General features: G+C 48.7%; 9 protein-coding genes and 3 rRNA genes. 10 read left to right on the forward strand and 2 right to left on the reverse strand.

All coding sequences use genetic code 11. From position 1 onward, the window contains the following. Window positions 1–170: 170 nt before the first annotated feature. The gene (gene splB, locus ACOJUR_RS02610) at window positions 171–1,196 is read left to right on the forward strand and encodes a spore photoproduct lyase (protein WP_420949183.1); all 1,026 of its coding nucleotides are present in this window, start codon (window positions 171–173) and stop codon (window positions 1,194–1,196) included. Between the two features lie 174 nt (window positions 1,197–1,370). Here the strand turns inward: splB and ACOJUR_RS02615 are convergent, their stop codons facing one another. Beyond that, entirely contained in the window at window positions 1,371–1,721 is a 351-nt protein-coding gene (locus tag ACOJUR_RS02615) for a winged helix-turn-helix domain-containing protein (protein WP_165611973.1), read from the reverse strand. Between the two features lie 167 nt (window positions 1,722–1,888). Here ACOJUR_RS02615 and ACOJUR_RS02620 point away from each other — a divergent pair, with 167 nt between their 5' ends. The 4 genes from ACOJUR_RS02620 to rrf all read left to right on the forward strand — a co-directional run bounded on the left by ACOJUR_RS02620 (window position 1,889) and on the right by rrf (window position 8,059). Beyond that, window positions 1,889–3,052 (forward strand): cytochrome P450, encoded by a 1,164-nt coding sequence (locus ACOJUR_RS02620; RefSeq protein WP_420949184.1) that lies wholly within the window; start codon window positions 1,889–1,891, stop codon window positions 3,050–3,052. A gap of 216 nt (window positions 3,053–3,268) precedes the next feature. Then, window positions 3,269–4,804: ribosomal RNA gene (locus ACOJUR_RS02625) — 16S ribosomal RNA — on the forward strand. 146 nt (window positions 4,805–4,950) lie between these two features. After that, window positions 4,951–7,900 (forward strand): 23S ribosomal RNA (locus tag ACOJUR_RS02630). A gap of 42 nt (window positions 7,901–7,942) precedes the next feature. Continuing rightward, window positions 7,943–8,059, forward strand: a 5S ribosomal RNA gene (rrf, locus tag ACOJUR_RS02635). Together the 16S, 23S and 5S rRNA genes form the textbook arrangement of a ribosomal RNA operon. Window positions 8,060–8,237: 178 nt before the next feature. Here the strand turns inward: rrf and ACOJUR_RS02640 are convergent. Next, window positions 8,238–8,822 (reverse strand): TetR/AcrR family transcriptional regulator, encoded by a 585-nt coding sequence (locus ACOJUR_RS02640; RefSeq protein WP_420949185.1) that lies wholly within the window; start codon window positions 8,820–8,822, stop codon window positions 8,238–8,240. Window positions 8,823–9,221: 399 nt separating this feature from the next. Here ACOJUR_RS02640 and ACOJUR_RS02645 point away from each other — a divergent pair, with 399 nt between their 5' ends. The 5 genes from ACOJUR_RS02645 (at window position 9,222) to radA (ending at window position 15,360) form a co-directional block, all read left to right on the forward strand. Further along, window positions 9,222–9,713: a CtsR family transcriptional regulator gene (locus ACOJUR_RS02645; protein ID WP_420949186.1), complete on the forward strand. Its 492-nt coding sequence runs from the start codon at window positions 9,222–9,224 to the stop codon at window positions 9,711–9,713. Between the two features lie 35 nt (window positions 9,714–9,748). After that, complete coding sequence (locus ACOJUR_RS02650) at window positions 9,749–10,273, forward strand: UvrB/UvrC motif-containing protein (protein WP_203114952.1); 525 nt, start codon at window positions 9,749–9,751, stop codon at window positions 10,271–10,273. Between the two features lie 59 nt (window positions 10,274–10,332). Beyond that, complete coding sequence (locus tag ACOJUR_RS02655) at window positions 10,333–11,409, forward strand: protein arginine kinase (RefSeq protein ID WP_420949187.1); 1,077 nt, start codon at window positions 10,333–10,335, stop codon at window positions 11,407–11,409. A gap of 2 nt (window positions 11,410–11,411) precedes the next feature. After that, complete coding sequence (locus ACOJUR_RS02660; protein WP_420949188.1) at window positions 11,412–13,841, forward strand: ATP-dependent Clp protease ATP-binding subunit; 2,430 nt, start codon at window positions 11,412–11,414, stop codon at window positions 13,839–13,841. Window positions 13,842–13,986: 145 nt separating this feature from the next. Beyond that, complete coding sequence (gene radA, locus ACOJUR_RS02665; protein ID WP_203114954.1) at window positions 13,987–15,360, forward strand: DNA repair protein RadA; 1,374 nt, start codon at window positions 13,987–13,989, stop codon at window positions 15,358–15,360. The last annotated feature ends 4 nt before the right edge of the window (window positions 15,361–15,364 follow it).

The raw sequence follows: 15,364 nt of genomic DNA on the forward strand, positions 1-15,364 counted from the left end.
ATTTGCATCTATTTTGAATAGAACGCGACATGTCGATGAGTAGATTCATTGGCATGTCGTTTTTTATTTTTTGCAGATGGAGGAATCTTACTAAATTTCATTTATTTTAAGGCATGAATGTGTGGGGAGAGTACAAGATAGGTCAAAATAACGATGGCAAGGTGATCTGAATGCAAATTTTCGTTCCCGACAGAGCTTATGTTGAACCCGGAGCGCTTCAATATCCAATGGGCAAAGAAATATTAGAAAAGCTTCATGCCATGGGTGTGGAAATACTAGAAACAACCTCACATAACCAAATCCGAGGTTTGCCAGGCGATACAGAGTTACAAAAATACAGAAACGCCAAACGAACATTGGTCGTTGGGGTACGGAAAACATTAAAATTTGATACATCCAAACCTTCTGCAGAGTATGCAATTCCCATCGCAACAGGGTGTATAGGACACTGCCATTACTGTTATTTGCAGACGACGTTAGGCGCCAAGCCCTATATTCGCGTTTATGTGAATATAGAAGAAATTCTTCAACAGGCACAAATGTATATCCATCAACGCCAGCCTGAGATTACCCGTTTTGAAGCTGCATGTACGTCCGATCCGCTGAGTATTGAACACTTGACAGGCAGTTTGCGACGGTTAATTGAATTTATGGGTAATCAGCCGTATGGGAGATTGCGATTTGTGACGAAATATCATTGGGTCGATAGTTTACTTGATGCGAAGCATGGAGGTCATACGCGTTTTCGATTTTCCGTCAATGCGCCCTACATGGTAAAACAATTTGAGGCGAACACGTCTCCGCTTTCAAAACGCATAGAAGCGGCATGTAAAGTGGTACGGGCGGGGTACCCATTAGGATTTATTATTGCCCCTGTCTATCTGTTTGACGGTTGGCAGGACGAATACACAGCGCTATTGGAGGAGCTTTCTAGAGCTATACCCAGCTCTTATCACGCGCAAATCACTTTTGAAATCATTCAGCATCGATTCACAAAACCGGCAAAACGAGTGATTGAAAAACATTATCCAAAGACTAAACTCCATATGGAGGAAACGGATCGGCAATATAAATGGGGGAGATACGGTATAGGGAAATATGTGTATCGTGATGAACAACAACAGCAAATCCGTGCGCTCTTTGAAGAAAAAATTGCCAATCTTTTTGAAGGATCGAATATTGAATACTTCACTTAAACGCAAGCGTTGTTGACTGCCAAAAAAATAGACACTTAAGAAAGTGTCCTCAAGGGATGATACTGGTTACAGGATTCCAATTGGGATGGTCTTAGATTATCATACAATTGAAGAAATGAACCTTACAGTTTGTTAAGGTTATCCCCTAATAAATTCAATTTAACCTTGAAGTTATCATCCGTCACGATTCATGTTTGGGATATAGTTGGGCGGTTCGGTACGTAAAAGATAGCCGTAGCCCCGTACCGTTAAAAGGTGGTCTGGTCGTGTTGGGTCAATCTCTAAAATTCGCTTAATACGGCTGATATAGACGTACAATTCGTCACGACTCACCCAAGTTTGGCCCCATACATATTCAATCAACGATTCGGTTGAGACGGGAGTATTGAGGTGCTGAGCTAAGAAGTGAAGCAGACGAAACTGCAGACGCGATAGATTGCGGACCATTCCATCACGTACCACAGCTTCCTGGCGCAAGTCCAAATAGACATTGGGGCCTAAATGAATTTTCCAGGGCTGCTCCACGATTGAATTGACACCCCTTTGCACCCACATCATCAAGCTTTCTCTATATCACATAGACTAGCATGACCTTGCGTCAGTTGTAATGGAATTTTGTGAAACAATAGGGTTATTTTGTGACGCAGTTTCATGTATCTTTAGAGTTAAATAATCAGGAGGGTGGTTTTTACATGCTCGACTTTCTTAAACAGCCATCGCTTAATCCGTTTGATGGTTACGCATATATGCGTGAACACCATCCAATTTATGAAGACGAACAGGGAGTTTGGCATGTGTTTTGCTACGAAGATGTGAAAGAAGTACTTTCTAATTACGCAATCTTTTCTTCAAAACGATCAGGTGATATAGAAGCATACGATCCGATTTCGGCCAGTTTAATCAGTCAAGATCCTCCTCGTCATCGATTACTTCGCTCACTTGTATCTCAAGCCTTTACGCCGAAAGCTATTGCAGCCCTTCAGCCTCGCATTCAAGAAATTACAAAAGAATTATTTCATCATCTTCATGAATCAGCTAGCCCCGACTTTGTAAAACAATTCAGCTATCCTCTTCCTGTGATTGTCATTGCCGAATTACTCGGTGTCCCATCTTCCGATCAAGAGCGTTTTAAAGAGTGGTCGGACGCCATTGTTACTGGCTCGCATGCTTTGGAAAACGGAGAAGAGATAACTTATGACAATGCTCAGCAGGAAATGATTGAGTATTTTTCGCAAATTATATCGAACCGAAAAAAATCACCCAAGGACGATTTAATCAGCAGACTGCTGGAAGCACAGATAGATGGCGAAGCACTGTCGCATATGGACATTTTAGGATTTTGTATTCTGCTTCTAGTGGCGGGTAATGAGACAACCACCAATCTATTGTCCAATGCCATTTATACATTTCACAATTACCCTGATGTCTGGCATCAACTGAAAGCGAATCCGGAGTTAATGGATCAGGCTGTTGAGGAAACTTTACGTTACCGTTCACCGGTGCAAAATATGTCTCGATTGACCATCAGTGAAACGGTATTATCGGGAAGAATATTGCCACCAGGAAAATTCGTGGTAGCCTGGATAGGATCCGCGAATCGGGACGATCGCGTTTTTCCTCAAGCCAATGAATTTATTCTTACAAGAACTAATTTGCGCCATGTAGCTTTTGGACATGGAATCCATTTTTGCCTGGGTGCACCTTTGGCTCGATTGGAAGCTAGTATTGCGCTGCGCTATATGTTGGACGTGGATTTTCAGTTTGTGGTCGACGAAAAGCGTTCTGAACTGATTAACTCTAACTTTGTTTATGGTTTTTCCCGCATGCCATTGGAGCAATGCACAAGTTCTTTGTAAACCGATAAATTAGATGGAAAAAAATACATGATTATTTTTTTGAAAAAGGGGTTGCAAAAAAGTTCGGAGGGAGGTAAGATAGTCGCTGTCGCTGCAAGAGGGGACGCGAAAGAGAGCCTTGGCAGCGAGAGAACCTTGAAAACTAAACACGCACAAGAATCACCAAACGCCAGAGAAGAAGTGCCCGAGCTCGAGAGAGCGAGGGAGAAGGAATTAGACATTGAGAGTTTGATCCTGGCTCAGGACGAACGCTGGCGGCGTGCCTAATACATGCAAGTCGAGCGGGTATCGAGAGATACCAGCGGCGGACGGGTGAGGAACACGTGGGGAATCTGCCTAACAGACCGGAATAACGCCTGGAAACGGGTGCTAAGGCCGGATAGGCGCATGGGGCGCATGCCTGATGCGGGAAAGGATGCTACGGCATCGCTGAGAGAGGACCCCGCGGCGCATTAGCTAGTTGGTAGGGTAAAGGCCTACCAAGGCGACGATGCGTAGCCGACCTGAGAGGGTGACCGGCCACACTGGGACTGAGACACGGCCCAGACTCCTACGGGAGGCAGCAGTAGGGAATCTTCCGCAATGGGCGCAAGCCTGACGGAGCAACGCCGCGTGAGCGAGGAAGGCCTTCGGGTTGTAAAGCTCAGTCAAGGGGGAAGAGCGGCAAGGAGAGGGAATGCTCTTTGCGAGACGGTACCCCGAGAGGAAGCCCCGGCAAACTACGTGCCAGCAGCCGCGGTAATACGTAGGGGGCAAGCGTTGTCCGGAATCACTGGGCGTAAAGGGTGCGTAGGCGGTTCTGCAAGTCTGGGGTGAAAGGCCAGGGCTCAACCTTGGGAATGCCTTGGAAACTGTAGGACTTGAGTACTGGAGAGGCAAGGGGAATTCCACGTGTAGCGGTGAAATGCGTAGAGATGTGGAGGAATACCAGTGGCGAAGGCGCCTTGCTGGACAGTGACTGACGCTGAGGCACGAAAGCGTGGGGAGCAAACAGGATTAGATACCCTGGTAGTCCACGCCGTAAACGATGAGTGCTAGGTGTTGGGGGGTACCACCCTCAGTGCCGAAGGAAACCCAATAAGCACTCCGCCTGGGGAGTACGGTCGCAAGACTGAAACTCAAAGGAATTGACGGGGGCCCGCACAAGCAGTGGAGCATGTGGTTTAATTCGAAGCAACGCGAAGAACCTTACCAGGGCTTGACATCCCTCTGACGATACCAGAGATGGTAGGTCCCTTCGGGGCAGAGGAGACAGGTGGTGCATGGTTGTCGTCAGCTCGTGTCGTGAGATGTTGGGTTAAGTCCCGCAACGAGCGCAACCCTTGACCTGTGTTACCAGCACGTAGAGGTGGGGACTCACAGGTGACTGCCGGCGCAAGTCGGAGGAAGGCGGGGATGACGTCAAATCATCATGCCCCTGATGTCCTGGGCGACACACGTGCTACAATGGGCGGCACAACGGGAAGCGAGAGAGCGATCTGGAGCGAACCCCTGAAAACCGCTCGTAGTTCGGATTGCAGGCTGCAACTCGCCTGCATGAAGCCGGAATTGCTAGTAATCGCGGATCAGCATGCCGCGGTGAATCCGTTCCCGGGCCTTGTACACACCGCCCGTCACACCACGAGAGTTGGCAACACCCGAAGTCGGTGGGGTAACCCGAAAGGGGGCCAGCCGCCGAAGGTGGGGTCGATGATTGGGGTGAAGTCGTAACAAGGTAGCCGTATCGGAAGGTGCGGCTGGATCACCTCCTTTCTAGGGAAGAGAGAGGGGTTTGGTGGAGAGGCGTGCGTGTTTAGTTTTGAGGGTTCTCGGGAGAGAACTTAGCGAAAGCTACTTATGCCTTGAGAGAGGGATAAGCTCGAAGGACCTTGAGAACTGAATCAGCAAGAGGGAAGCAAGGTGAAGGTAGAAAGGGCGCACGGAGGATGCCTAGGTGCCAGGAGCCGAAGAAGGACGGGGCGAACACCGAAATGCCTTGGGGAGCTGTACGCGAGCGAAGATCCAGGGATGTCCGAATGGGGGAACCCACCGGTCGTGATGGGCCGGTACCGCTATCTGAATGTATAGGATAGACGGAGGGAACCTGGGGAACTGAAACATCTCAGTACCTGGAGGAGAAGAAAACAAGAGTGATTCCGCAAGTAGTGGCGAGCGAACGCGGAAGAGCCTAAACCATGATGGTGGAGAAGGGGACCCCCGTTGCCATCATGGGGTAGAGGGGATGCGCAGCCAGGCAGGGTCTTGCCTGGGCCGAAGGAGACAAGGGAGCCAAACGACATGGGAAGGTCGGCCGGAGCGGGTGAGAGCCCCGTAGGCGAAGCTTGTCGAGGGAGGTAGCGCAGGCCCCAAGTACCGCGGGACACGAGGAACCCCGTGGGAATCCGGGAGGACCACCTCCTAAGGCTAAATACTCCCTGGCAACCGATAGCGGAGAGTACCGTGAGGGAAAGGTGAAAAGAACCGCGGGAGCGGAGTGAAAGAGAACCTGAAACCGTGTGCTTACAAGCAGTCGGAGTCCGAAAGGATGACGGCGTGCCTTTTGTAGAATGAACCGGCGAGTGATGGTGATGAGCGAGGTTAAGGCAGGGAAGCTGGAGCCGAAGCGAAAGCGAGTCTGAAGAGGGCGAGAAGTTGATTGCCATCGACCCGAAACCGGGTGAGCTACCCCTGGTCAGGGTGAAGTGCGGGTAACACCGCATGGAGGCCCGAACCCACCGGCGTTGAAAAGCCGGGGGATGAACTGGGGGTAGGGGAGAAATTCCAATCGAACCCGGAGATAGCTGGTTCTCCCCGAAATAGCTTTAGGGCTAGCGTCACGGATGAGGGACGGAGGTAGAGCACCGATGGGGTGCGGGGCCCGACCAGGGTTACCAAGCTCCGTCGAACTCCGAATGCCGTTTCATTGAACCGTGGCAGTCAGACTGCGAGTGCTAAGATCCGTAGTCAAGAGGGAAACAGCCCAGACCAACAGCTAAGGTCCCCAAGGGTGGTTAAGTGGGAAACGATGTGGCGGTGCATAGACAACCAGGATGTTGGCTTAGAAGCAGCCATCATTGAAAGAGTGCGTAATAGCTCACTGGTCGAGTGACGCTGCGCGGAAAATGTAACGGGGCTAAACCACACACCGAAGCTATGGCTGTGGGAAGACCACAGGGTAGGGGAGCGTTCCATAAGCGGAGAAGCCTTCTTGAGAGGGAAGGTGGAGGTTATGGAAGTGAGAATGCCGGTATGAGTAGCGAAAAGAGGGGTGAGAATCCCCTCCGCCGAAAGCCCAAGGTTTCCTGGGGAAGGATCGTCCACCCAGGGTTAGTCGGGACCTAAGGCGAGGCCGAGAGGCGTAGTCGAAGGAGAACGGGTTGAGAATCCCGTACCAGATGGATTTGCATGACTGAAGGGGTGACGCAGGAGGCTAGAGCGAGCGGCCGGATGGAAGAGGCCGTCCAATCCGCAAGGGGGTCGCGCAGGGAAAACCGCGCGGCGAGAACTCTGAGCGGTGATGGGGAGGGAAGAAGAGTACCGAAGCGCTCGAGGTCACACTGCCAAGAAAAGCCTCTAGGGAGAATGCATCTGCCCGTACCGGAAACCGACACAGGTGGGCGCGTGGAGAACACGGAGGCGCGCGGGAGCACTCTCGTTAAGGAACTCGGCAAAATGGCCCCGTAACTTCGGGAGAAGGGGCGCTCTGAAGAAGAGCCGCAGTGAAAAGGCCCAAGCGACTGTTTAGCAAAAACACAGGTCTCTGCGAAGCCGAAAGGCGAAGTATAGGGGCTGACGCCTGCCCGGTGCTGGAAGGTTAAGAGGAGGGGTGAGGGCGAGAGCCCGAAGCTCTGAATTGAAGCCCCAGTAAACGGCGGCCGTAACTATAACGGTCCTAAGGTAGCGAAATTCCTTGTCAGGTAAGTTCTGACCCGCACGAAAGGCGTAACGACTTGGGCGCTGTCTCAACGAGAGACCCGGTGAAATTGTAATACCTGTGAAGATGCAGGTTACCCGCGGCTAGACGGAAAGACCCCGTGGAGCTTGACTGTAGCTTGATATGGGAGACGGGCATGTCATGTACAGGATAGGTGGGAGACACAGAAGCATGGGCGCCAGCCTGTGTGGAGTCGATGTTGGGATACCACCCTTGAGATGCTAGTCTTCTAACCTGGCACCCTGAATCGGGTGTGGGGACAGTGTCAGGCGGACAGTTTGACTGGGGCGGTCGCCTCCTAAAAGGTAACGGAGGCGCCCAAAGGTTCCCTCAGCGCGGATGGAAACCGCGCGGGGCGTGTAAAGGCACAAGGGAGCTTGACTGCGAGACGGACAGGTCGAGCAGGGACGAAAGTCGGGCTTAGTGACCCGGTGGCACTGCGTGGAAGGGCCATCGCTCAACGGATAAAAGCTACCCCGGGGATAACAGGCTGATCTCCCCCAAGAGTCCACATCGACGGGGAGGTTTGGCACCTCGATGTCGGCTCATCGCATCCTGGGGCTGAAGTCGGTCCCAAGGGTTGGGCTGTTCGCCCATGAAAGCGGTACGCGAGCTGGGTTCAGAACGTCGTGAGACAGTTCGGTCCCTATCTGCCGTGGGCGGAGGATACGTGAGAGGGTTCGTCCTTAGTACGAGAGGACCGGGATGAACCGACCGCTGGTGGACCAGTTGTCCTGCCAAGGGCACAGCTGGGTAGCCAAGTCGGGGAGGGATAAGCGCTGAAAGCATCTAAGCGCGAAGCCTGCCTCAAGATAACGTATCCCATTCCGTCAAGGAAGGAAGACCCCTTATAGACGATAAGGTAGATCGGTCCGGCGTGGAAGCGTCGTGAGGCGTGGAGCGGACGGATACGAATCGGTCGAGGCCTTCACCAAGGAAAGCCCCTCTTGCTGAGACAGTTGGAAAGGAAAGAAGAGTCTGGTGACCATAGCGGAGGGGATACACGCGTACCCATCCCGAACACGACCGTGAAGACCTCCAGCGCCGAGCATACTTGGGGTGAAGACCCCTGGGAACCTAGGTCGTTGCCAGGCAACAGGAGTACAGGTGGCTGTTAAGTGTGGAGTTTCCCTCCTTGGGGACTCTGCCTTACAGCCACTTTTTCTTTGCTTGGATGTAAGCACTAAATGTAAACAATAAAAAACCTCCTATCTTAGGATTGCCGTAATGGGGTATCTCGGTAGGAGTTTTTTTATATCACGATATTTGAATTTAGTCGCTGAGCAGTCCATTTAAAAAGAGATCAGCAAAAATCTGCGAAATTTGTTGAACCGTAAGAGAACCATCAGTTTGATACCAACGATATAGCCAATTGCAGGCTCCCAGTATGGCAAGTGCAGAAATCTTAGGGTGTTTCACAGAAAACTCGCCTTTTTGTTGCCCTTCTTGGAGTATGGACGTAACGAGATCAGTATATTTATCGGTTAATTCAATGATTGTACGGTGTTGAGTTTCTTCTAGCGCAAACGCGTCTCGCAAGAGTACAGTAATGGCTTCTCGGTTGACGGCGGAAATAGTGAGGTGATTTTCAATCATCTTTGCTAATTTTTTTTGAGGAGAAATATTTTCGTGGTTAATTTTTTCTAATGTTCGGTTGAACTCGCTGATGGCCTGATGAGCAATCTGCATCAATAGGTCTTCTTTGCTGTGAATATAGTGATATAAGCTGCCTTTTTGCAATCCTACGGCATCGGCAATATCTTGAACGGATGTAGCTCTGTAACCCTTTTGTTCAAACAACCTGACGGCTGCTTGGGCAATTTCAGTATGTTTGCTGGAGGACATCGACGAATTCAACCTTTCCTTATCCATTGAATACACCTAATCATGGAGTGTTCAATGTTCGAACTTTCTTTTCGACAAAGTTTGCATGTATCGAAAAGTTTACTGCCAATATGATTAACTTGCAATGATCTGCAATTCCTTCCACAGCTAAACATGTATGCGATTCAGTATAGCAAAAAACGGTATAGGGAATTCTAAAAGGTATTGGATTATATCTTTTTTAACCAACCCTTGCATATCAAACCCGACGTGATATAATAAAGTCAAGGAAAGTCAAAGTCAAAAAGAATTCCCATTACACGTTTACCAAACAGCATACACGTTTCTTATTTAATGGCTTGTTCCCTTCTGATATTGTTTGATGAACCGTTGCTAAGCAAACATCTTGCAACAGTGGGCAGGGAGGTCTGCATGGCTAGAAATATTACAGATATCATCGAAAGTCACTTGAAATCCATTATGAATCAAAGTTGCAATGGCATTATTGAATTGCAACGCAGCGAGTTGGCCGATCTCTTTAAATGTGTTCCGTCGCAAATCAATTATGTCATCAGTACCCGATTTACACTTGAGAAAGGGTACATTGTGGAATCCAAGCGAGGTGGAGGAGGATATATTCGAATTCGCCAAATTGAATCTCTTGACGATCCGCTTATGCAGGTTTTACAAGATTGGCCGAGCGAGATAAGTCAAAGAGAAGCAGAAGATATGATTGAGCGCTTGGAAAGGGAACAAGTCATGACGGAGAGAGAGGCAAACTTGCTGCGTATGATGGTGAAAAGGGAAGTTCTGGCTGTCGATCTTCCCATACGCGACAGGCTTCGATCCAGATTGCTGAAATTTGTCTTGCAGGTTTTTTTGATGGAAAACGGCAATGAGGAAGAAAAGCGTCAAACAGATTAATGCTCTCAGTCTCACTCCGTTTAGGAGGGATATTCGTGCTATGTCAAAAATGTCATGAACGACAAGCGAATGTTCATGTCAATCAAATTATCAACGGTAAATTAAGTGCCCTACATCTTTGTGAACAATGCGCAAAAGAGAGTGGCGATTTTTTGACCCAGTTTACAGGGGGTCAAAATCCATTTGATTTTCATCAGTTGCTCAGTGGACTGCTGAATATGGAGTCACCGACAGGGGTGAGTTCACCAAGTGTTTCCACACAAGTGCAATGCCAAAACTGCGGTATGACATACGCCCAGTTTAGCAAAGTAGGACGATTTGGTTGTCCGGAATGCTATGACAACTTTGAACAGCGTCTGGAGCCGTTGCTCCGACGTATCCAAAGTAACACCATGCATACAGGAAAAGTTCCCAATAAATCGGGAGAGCGTGTGAAAATGCGCAAGACGCTGGAAACTTTGCGCAGAGAACTACAACAAGCAGTAGCTGCAGAACAGTTTGAACAAGCTGCGCAGTTGCGTGACAAAATTCGCGCTCTCGAATCGCAGATGGGAGAATGAACGCGGTCAATGCTCTTATGAAAGGCTGAAAAGACTGCGAAGCAAGGAGATGAAGCAGCATGTCACTCGGTGATTTTTTGCAAAGAGCGACCAGCCGCTGGATGAAAGAAGGCGGTCCGGAAGACGATATTATTTTAACGAGTCGTATCCGTGTGGCACGCAATTTGCAAGGGATGCCTTTTCCTATACTCCAGACAGACTCTCATGCGCATCAGGTGTTGGAGTCTATTCATACTGCTGTACAGCATCCTAGTATGCAAAAACTGGGTAACTTTGAGTGGATTAACTGCAAGGATCTAAGTGCCATTGATCGCCAAGTATTTGTAGAAAAACACCTCATCAGTCCAGATTTAGCTGAGTCGTACAAGCATGGAGCCGTCGTTCTACGTGAAGATGAAGTCATCTCCATTATGATTAATGAGGAAGATCATCTGCGGATTCAGGTAATTATGCCGGGATTCCGATTGCAAGACGCCTGGCAATTAGCAAGTTCCGTAGACGATGCGCTTGAACAAAATGTAATGTACGCGTTTCATGAGCGATTTGGCTATTTAACCGCTTGTCCAACCAATGTAGGAACAGGCATACGGGCTTCGGTCATGATGCACTTGCCAGGGTTGGTTTTATCAGGGAATATTCAGCGATTGTTAAATGCCGTCTCGCATGTCGGGCTCGCGGTCAGAGGAATTTATGGCGAAGGAACCGAGTCCTACGGCAATCTATTTCAAGTTTCCAATCAAATTACATTAGGCGAGACGGAAGAAGAAATTATTGGAAACTTGTCAAGTGTTGTACAACAACTGATTGATCATGAGCGTGCAGCTCGCAAAATGCTGCTTCAGCAAAACCGGGAAGCTCTTGAAGATCGTATTTGTCGGTCTTTTGGAATTCTCGCCTATGCGCGCAGAATGGATTCCAAAGAGACGCTGGAACGTCTGTCGGACGTTCGGTTAGGTATCGATCTCGGTATTTTGAAAGGTGTGTCGGCGGGCATTTTAAAGGAATTGATGGTGATGACCCAGCCAGCCTTTTTACAAAAATATTTTCATGAAGATTTATCTCCCGGGGAACGGGATGTACGTCGCGCGGCGCTTATCCGCGAACGTTTGAGACTTGATGATTCGGAGGTGCGTTAACTATGTATGCACGATTTACTGAACGAGCTCAAAAAGTATTGGCACTTGCTCAAGAAGAGGCAACCCGTCTTCACCATCCTGGTGTAGGGACGGAACATATTTTGCTAGGATTGGTGCGCGAAGGTGAAGGTATAGCAGCCAAAGCTTTAGCAGCGCTTGGAGTCAGTACGGAGAAAGTGCAGACAGAAGTTGAAAAAATGATTGGCCAAGGTCAAGGGGCAATTTCTGGACTTACCTATACACCGCGAGCCAAAAAAGTCATTGAACTCTCTATTGATGAAGCTCGCAAATTGAATCATAGCTTTGTTGGGACAGAGCATCTTTTACTCGGACTGATCCGAGAAGGAGAAGGTGTGGCTGCTAGAGTTTTAAACAATATGGGTGTTGGCCTGAACAAGGCTCGCCAACAGGTACTGCAATTGCTCGGCGGGGATGCAGCAGATTTGAGTTCGGAAAAAGAAAATTCTGCTGGAACTCCGACCCTGGACAATTTAGCACGCGATTTGACGCAAATGGCAAGAGATGGGAAACTCGATCCGGTGATTGGCAGGGCTGAAGAAATTGAACGTGTGATTCAAGTTTTGTCGCGTCGAACCAAGAATAATCCAGTCCTCATTGGCGAACCAGGTGTGGGTAAAACTGCTATTGCAGAAGGCTTGGCACAGCGCATAGTGTTGGGGGATATTCCAGAGACACTGCGTAACAAGCGTGTCATGGTACTCGATATGGGGACTGTCGTAGCAGGAACCAAGTATCGCGGTGAGTTTGAAGATCGTTTGAAAAAGATTATGGAAGAGATTCGTCAGGCGGGTAATGTCATCCTTTTCATTGATGAATTGCATACATTGATTGGTGCAGGTGGCGCAGAAGGTGCGATTGACGCTTCCAATATTCTTAAACCGGCGTTAGCTCGCGGTGAATTGCAGTGTATTGGCGCGACAACATTGGATGAGTACCGGAAGCATATTGAAAAAGACGCAGCACTGGAACGCCGCTTTCAGCCCATCACTGTGGATCAGCCTACACCTGAGGAAGCCATTCAAATTTTACACGGACTACGTGACCGATACGAAGCCCATCATCGTGTGAAAATTACCGATGAGGCGTTAGAAGCAGCTGTACGACTGTCAGATCGATATATTACAGATAGATTCCTTCCAGATAAGGCGATTGACTTGATTGATGAAGCAGGTTCGCGTGTGCGCTTGCGTACGCATACGGCCCCACCGAATCTTAAGGAATTAGAGAAAAAATTAGAAAAAATACGCGGTGAAAAAGATGCTGCAGTGCAGGCTCAAGAGTTTGAAAAAGCTGCTGCATTGCGCGATCAGGAACAAAAGCTGAAACAAGAATTGGAGTCTCTGAAGAATGAATGGCAGAAAAACCAAGATCATCATGATGTCAAAGTGACGGCTGACGATATTGCGCACATTGTTGCTTCGTGGACGGGAATCCCGGTGAAACAGTTGGCACAAGAAGAATCGGATCGGCTGATGAATATGGAGAATGTTTTGCATAACCGCGTAGTTGGTCAAGAAGAAGCGGTGACAGCGGTTGCTCGTGCAATTCGTCGTGCGCGGGCTGGATTAAAAGATCCGAAGCGGCCGATTGGTTCATTTATCTTTCTTGGGCCGACCGGGGTTGGTAAGACAGAACTTGCACGGGCGCTTGCCGAGTCCATGTTTGGCGATGAGGACGCCATGATTCGAATTGACATGTCGGAATTCATGGAACGTCACTCGACGGCGCGTCTCGTCGGTGCACCTCCAGGTTATGTCGGATTTGACGAGGGTGGTCAACTGACGGAAAAAGTTCGGCGTAAACCTTATTCTGTGGTTTTACTTGACGAAATTGAAAAAGCACATCCTGAAGTTTTCAATATTTTGCTCCAAGTACTGGATGATGGTCGCTTGACTGACGGTAAAGGAAGGACAGTAGATTTTCGGAACACGGTTATCATCATGACTTCAAACGTTGGAGCCGAGTCAGTACGCAAAGGTGGCACACTTGGATTCAAGCCAGATCGAAGCAGTGAATATGAAGGTATGAAAAATAAAGTAATGGATGATTTGAAAAGGTCGTTCCGTCCAGAGTTTCTTAACCGGATCGACGAAATCATTGTCTTTCATCCACTTGATGAGAACCAGATTGGCCATATTGTGGATCTGATGGTTATTGACCTGCAGAAACGTCTACGCGAGCAAGATATAGAATTTACGCTAACAGACGAAGCTAAGGCGTTCCTTGCAAAAGAGGGATTTGATCCACAATACGGAGCTCGACCGTTAAAACGCGCTATCCAACGCCATATTGAAGATAAATTGTCTGAGGCGCTTTTGTCAGGCATGCTCAAGAAGGGACAACGCGTAAAAATTGGTGTGGGCACGGATGGTTTGCAATTACAGCCAGCTGACGAAACCAGTTTAGTATAAGTTGAGTTCCATATGAAAAGTCCGGCAGGAAAACCTGCCGGATTATTTTTTGAGACATACTTTGACAACCTTTTATCGACAATTTGTCTAGATACGTTATGATGAAGGATAGCAATAGGTAGGGTAACGGTTGGAGTGAGGTTGGTTGGTCAAAGTCAAAACAAAGTTTGTCTGTCGCGAATGTGGCACCGAGTCGGTCAAGTGGTTGGGGCGATGTCCGGGTTGCGGTGAATGGAACACATTCGATGAAGAGCGAATGTCGCTTCCAGATAAGCGTCGGCCGCAATTTGCAGCGGCAAACATTGGTGTTGTCCGGACATCGATTGTGGATATTGAAGGTCATACGGAAGAACGCTCATCCTGCGGACTGCGCGAATTGGATTTTGTACTCGGTGGAGGTATCGTACCAGGCTCGTTGCTGCTCTTCGGAGGAGATCCAGGTATAGGTAAATCAACGCTTCTTTTACAAATTGCCTATCATATCTCACAGCAGGGGAAGCGAGTGCTTTATGTATCTGGGGAAGAATCTGCGGCACAAATTAAGATGCGGGCTGAGCGGCTGGGAGCGTTGGCTCAAAGTCTCTATGTATTGGCTGAAACCGATCTCGATATCATTTTGCAGCAGGTAGAGGAGATGCGACCAGAGTTCATGATTGTGGACTCTATTCAGACAGTCTATCTACCTTCTCTATCATCAGCAGCTGGGAGCGTTTCACAAGTCAGGGAGTGTACAGGACTGCTCATGCGAGTAGCCAAACAAAATCGAATAGCAACTTGTATTGTTGGTCATGTCACTAAGGATGGAATGTTGGCAGGTCCGCGCGTGCTTGAACATATGGTTGACACGGTACTATACTTTGAGGGTGATCGGCATCATGATCAACGTGTCGTGCGTGCTGTCAAGAATCGTTTTGGTTCCACGAATGAACTGGCAGTATTTGAGATGCGGGAAAATGGTTTGCAAGAAGTCGTCAATCCGTCTGAGCTTTTTCTAGCAGAAAGGCCAACCAAGACGCCAGGCTCTGCCGTGGTTGTTGCATTGGAAGGTAGTCGTCCACTGATGCTGGAAATACAGGCGCTTGTTGCAACGTCCAGTTTTGGGACACCGCGTCGTTTGGCGACTGGTGCTGACGGATTGCGAATGAATATGTTACTTGCAGTGTTGGAAAGACGACTGGACATGCATTTACAGACATCGGATGCATATGTCAATATAGCTGGCGGTGTTCGGTGTGATGAACCCGCTTTGGATTTGGGAATGGCGATGGCTTTGGTTTCAAGTCACCGCAATCGTCCATTGCCTACAGGGGATGTTTTTTTAGGGGAAATTGGTCTGACGGGTGAAGTACGGCGGGTTTCCAAACTTGAACAGCGCATCAAGGAAGCGGAGCGGCTTGGATTTGAACGCTGCATAGTACCTCGTCAGAATGGACAGAGCGTATCACGCAGGCATGGAAGCATTGAAGTAGTAGGTGTTCAGTCGGTTGTAGATGCGTTGAATTTAGCCTTTTTGGGGTGAAAAT

It is taken from the genome of Alicyclobacillus tolerans, from assembly GCF_048984885.1.
GTDB lineage: Bacteria > Bacillota > Bacilli > Alicyclobacillales > Alicyclobacillaceae > Alicyclobacillus_I > Alicyclobacillus_I tolerans.

What these genes read in the sequence shown, in the direction of transcription:
- splB (WP_420949183.1), top strand. Translation starts at nt 171, where the DNA reads ATGCAAATTTTCGTTCCCGACAGAGCTTATGTTGAACCCGGAGCGCTT.
- ACOJUR_RS02620 (WP_420949184.1), top strand. Translation starts at nt 1,889, where the DNA reads ATGCTCGACTTTCTTAAACAGCCATCGCTTAATCCGTTTGATGGTTAC.
- ACOJUR_RS02645 (WP_420949186.1), top strand. Translation starts at nt 9,222, where the DNA reads ATGGCTAGAAATATTACAGATATCATCGAAAGTCACTTGAAATCCATT.
- ACOJUR_RS02655 (WP_420949187.1), top strand. Translation starts at nt 10,333, where the DNA reads ATGTCACTCGGTGATTTTTTGCAAAGAGCGACCAGCCGCTGGATGAAA.
- ACOJUR_RS02660 (WP_420949188.1), top strand. Translation starts at nt 11,412, where the DNA reads ATGTATGCACGATTTACTGAACGAGCTCAAAAAGTATTGGCACTTGCT.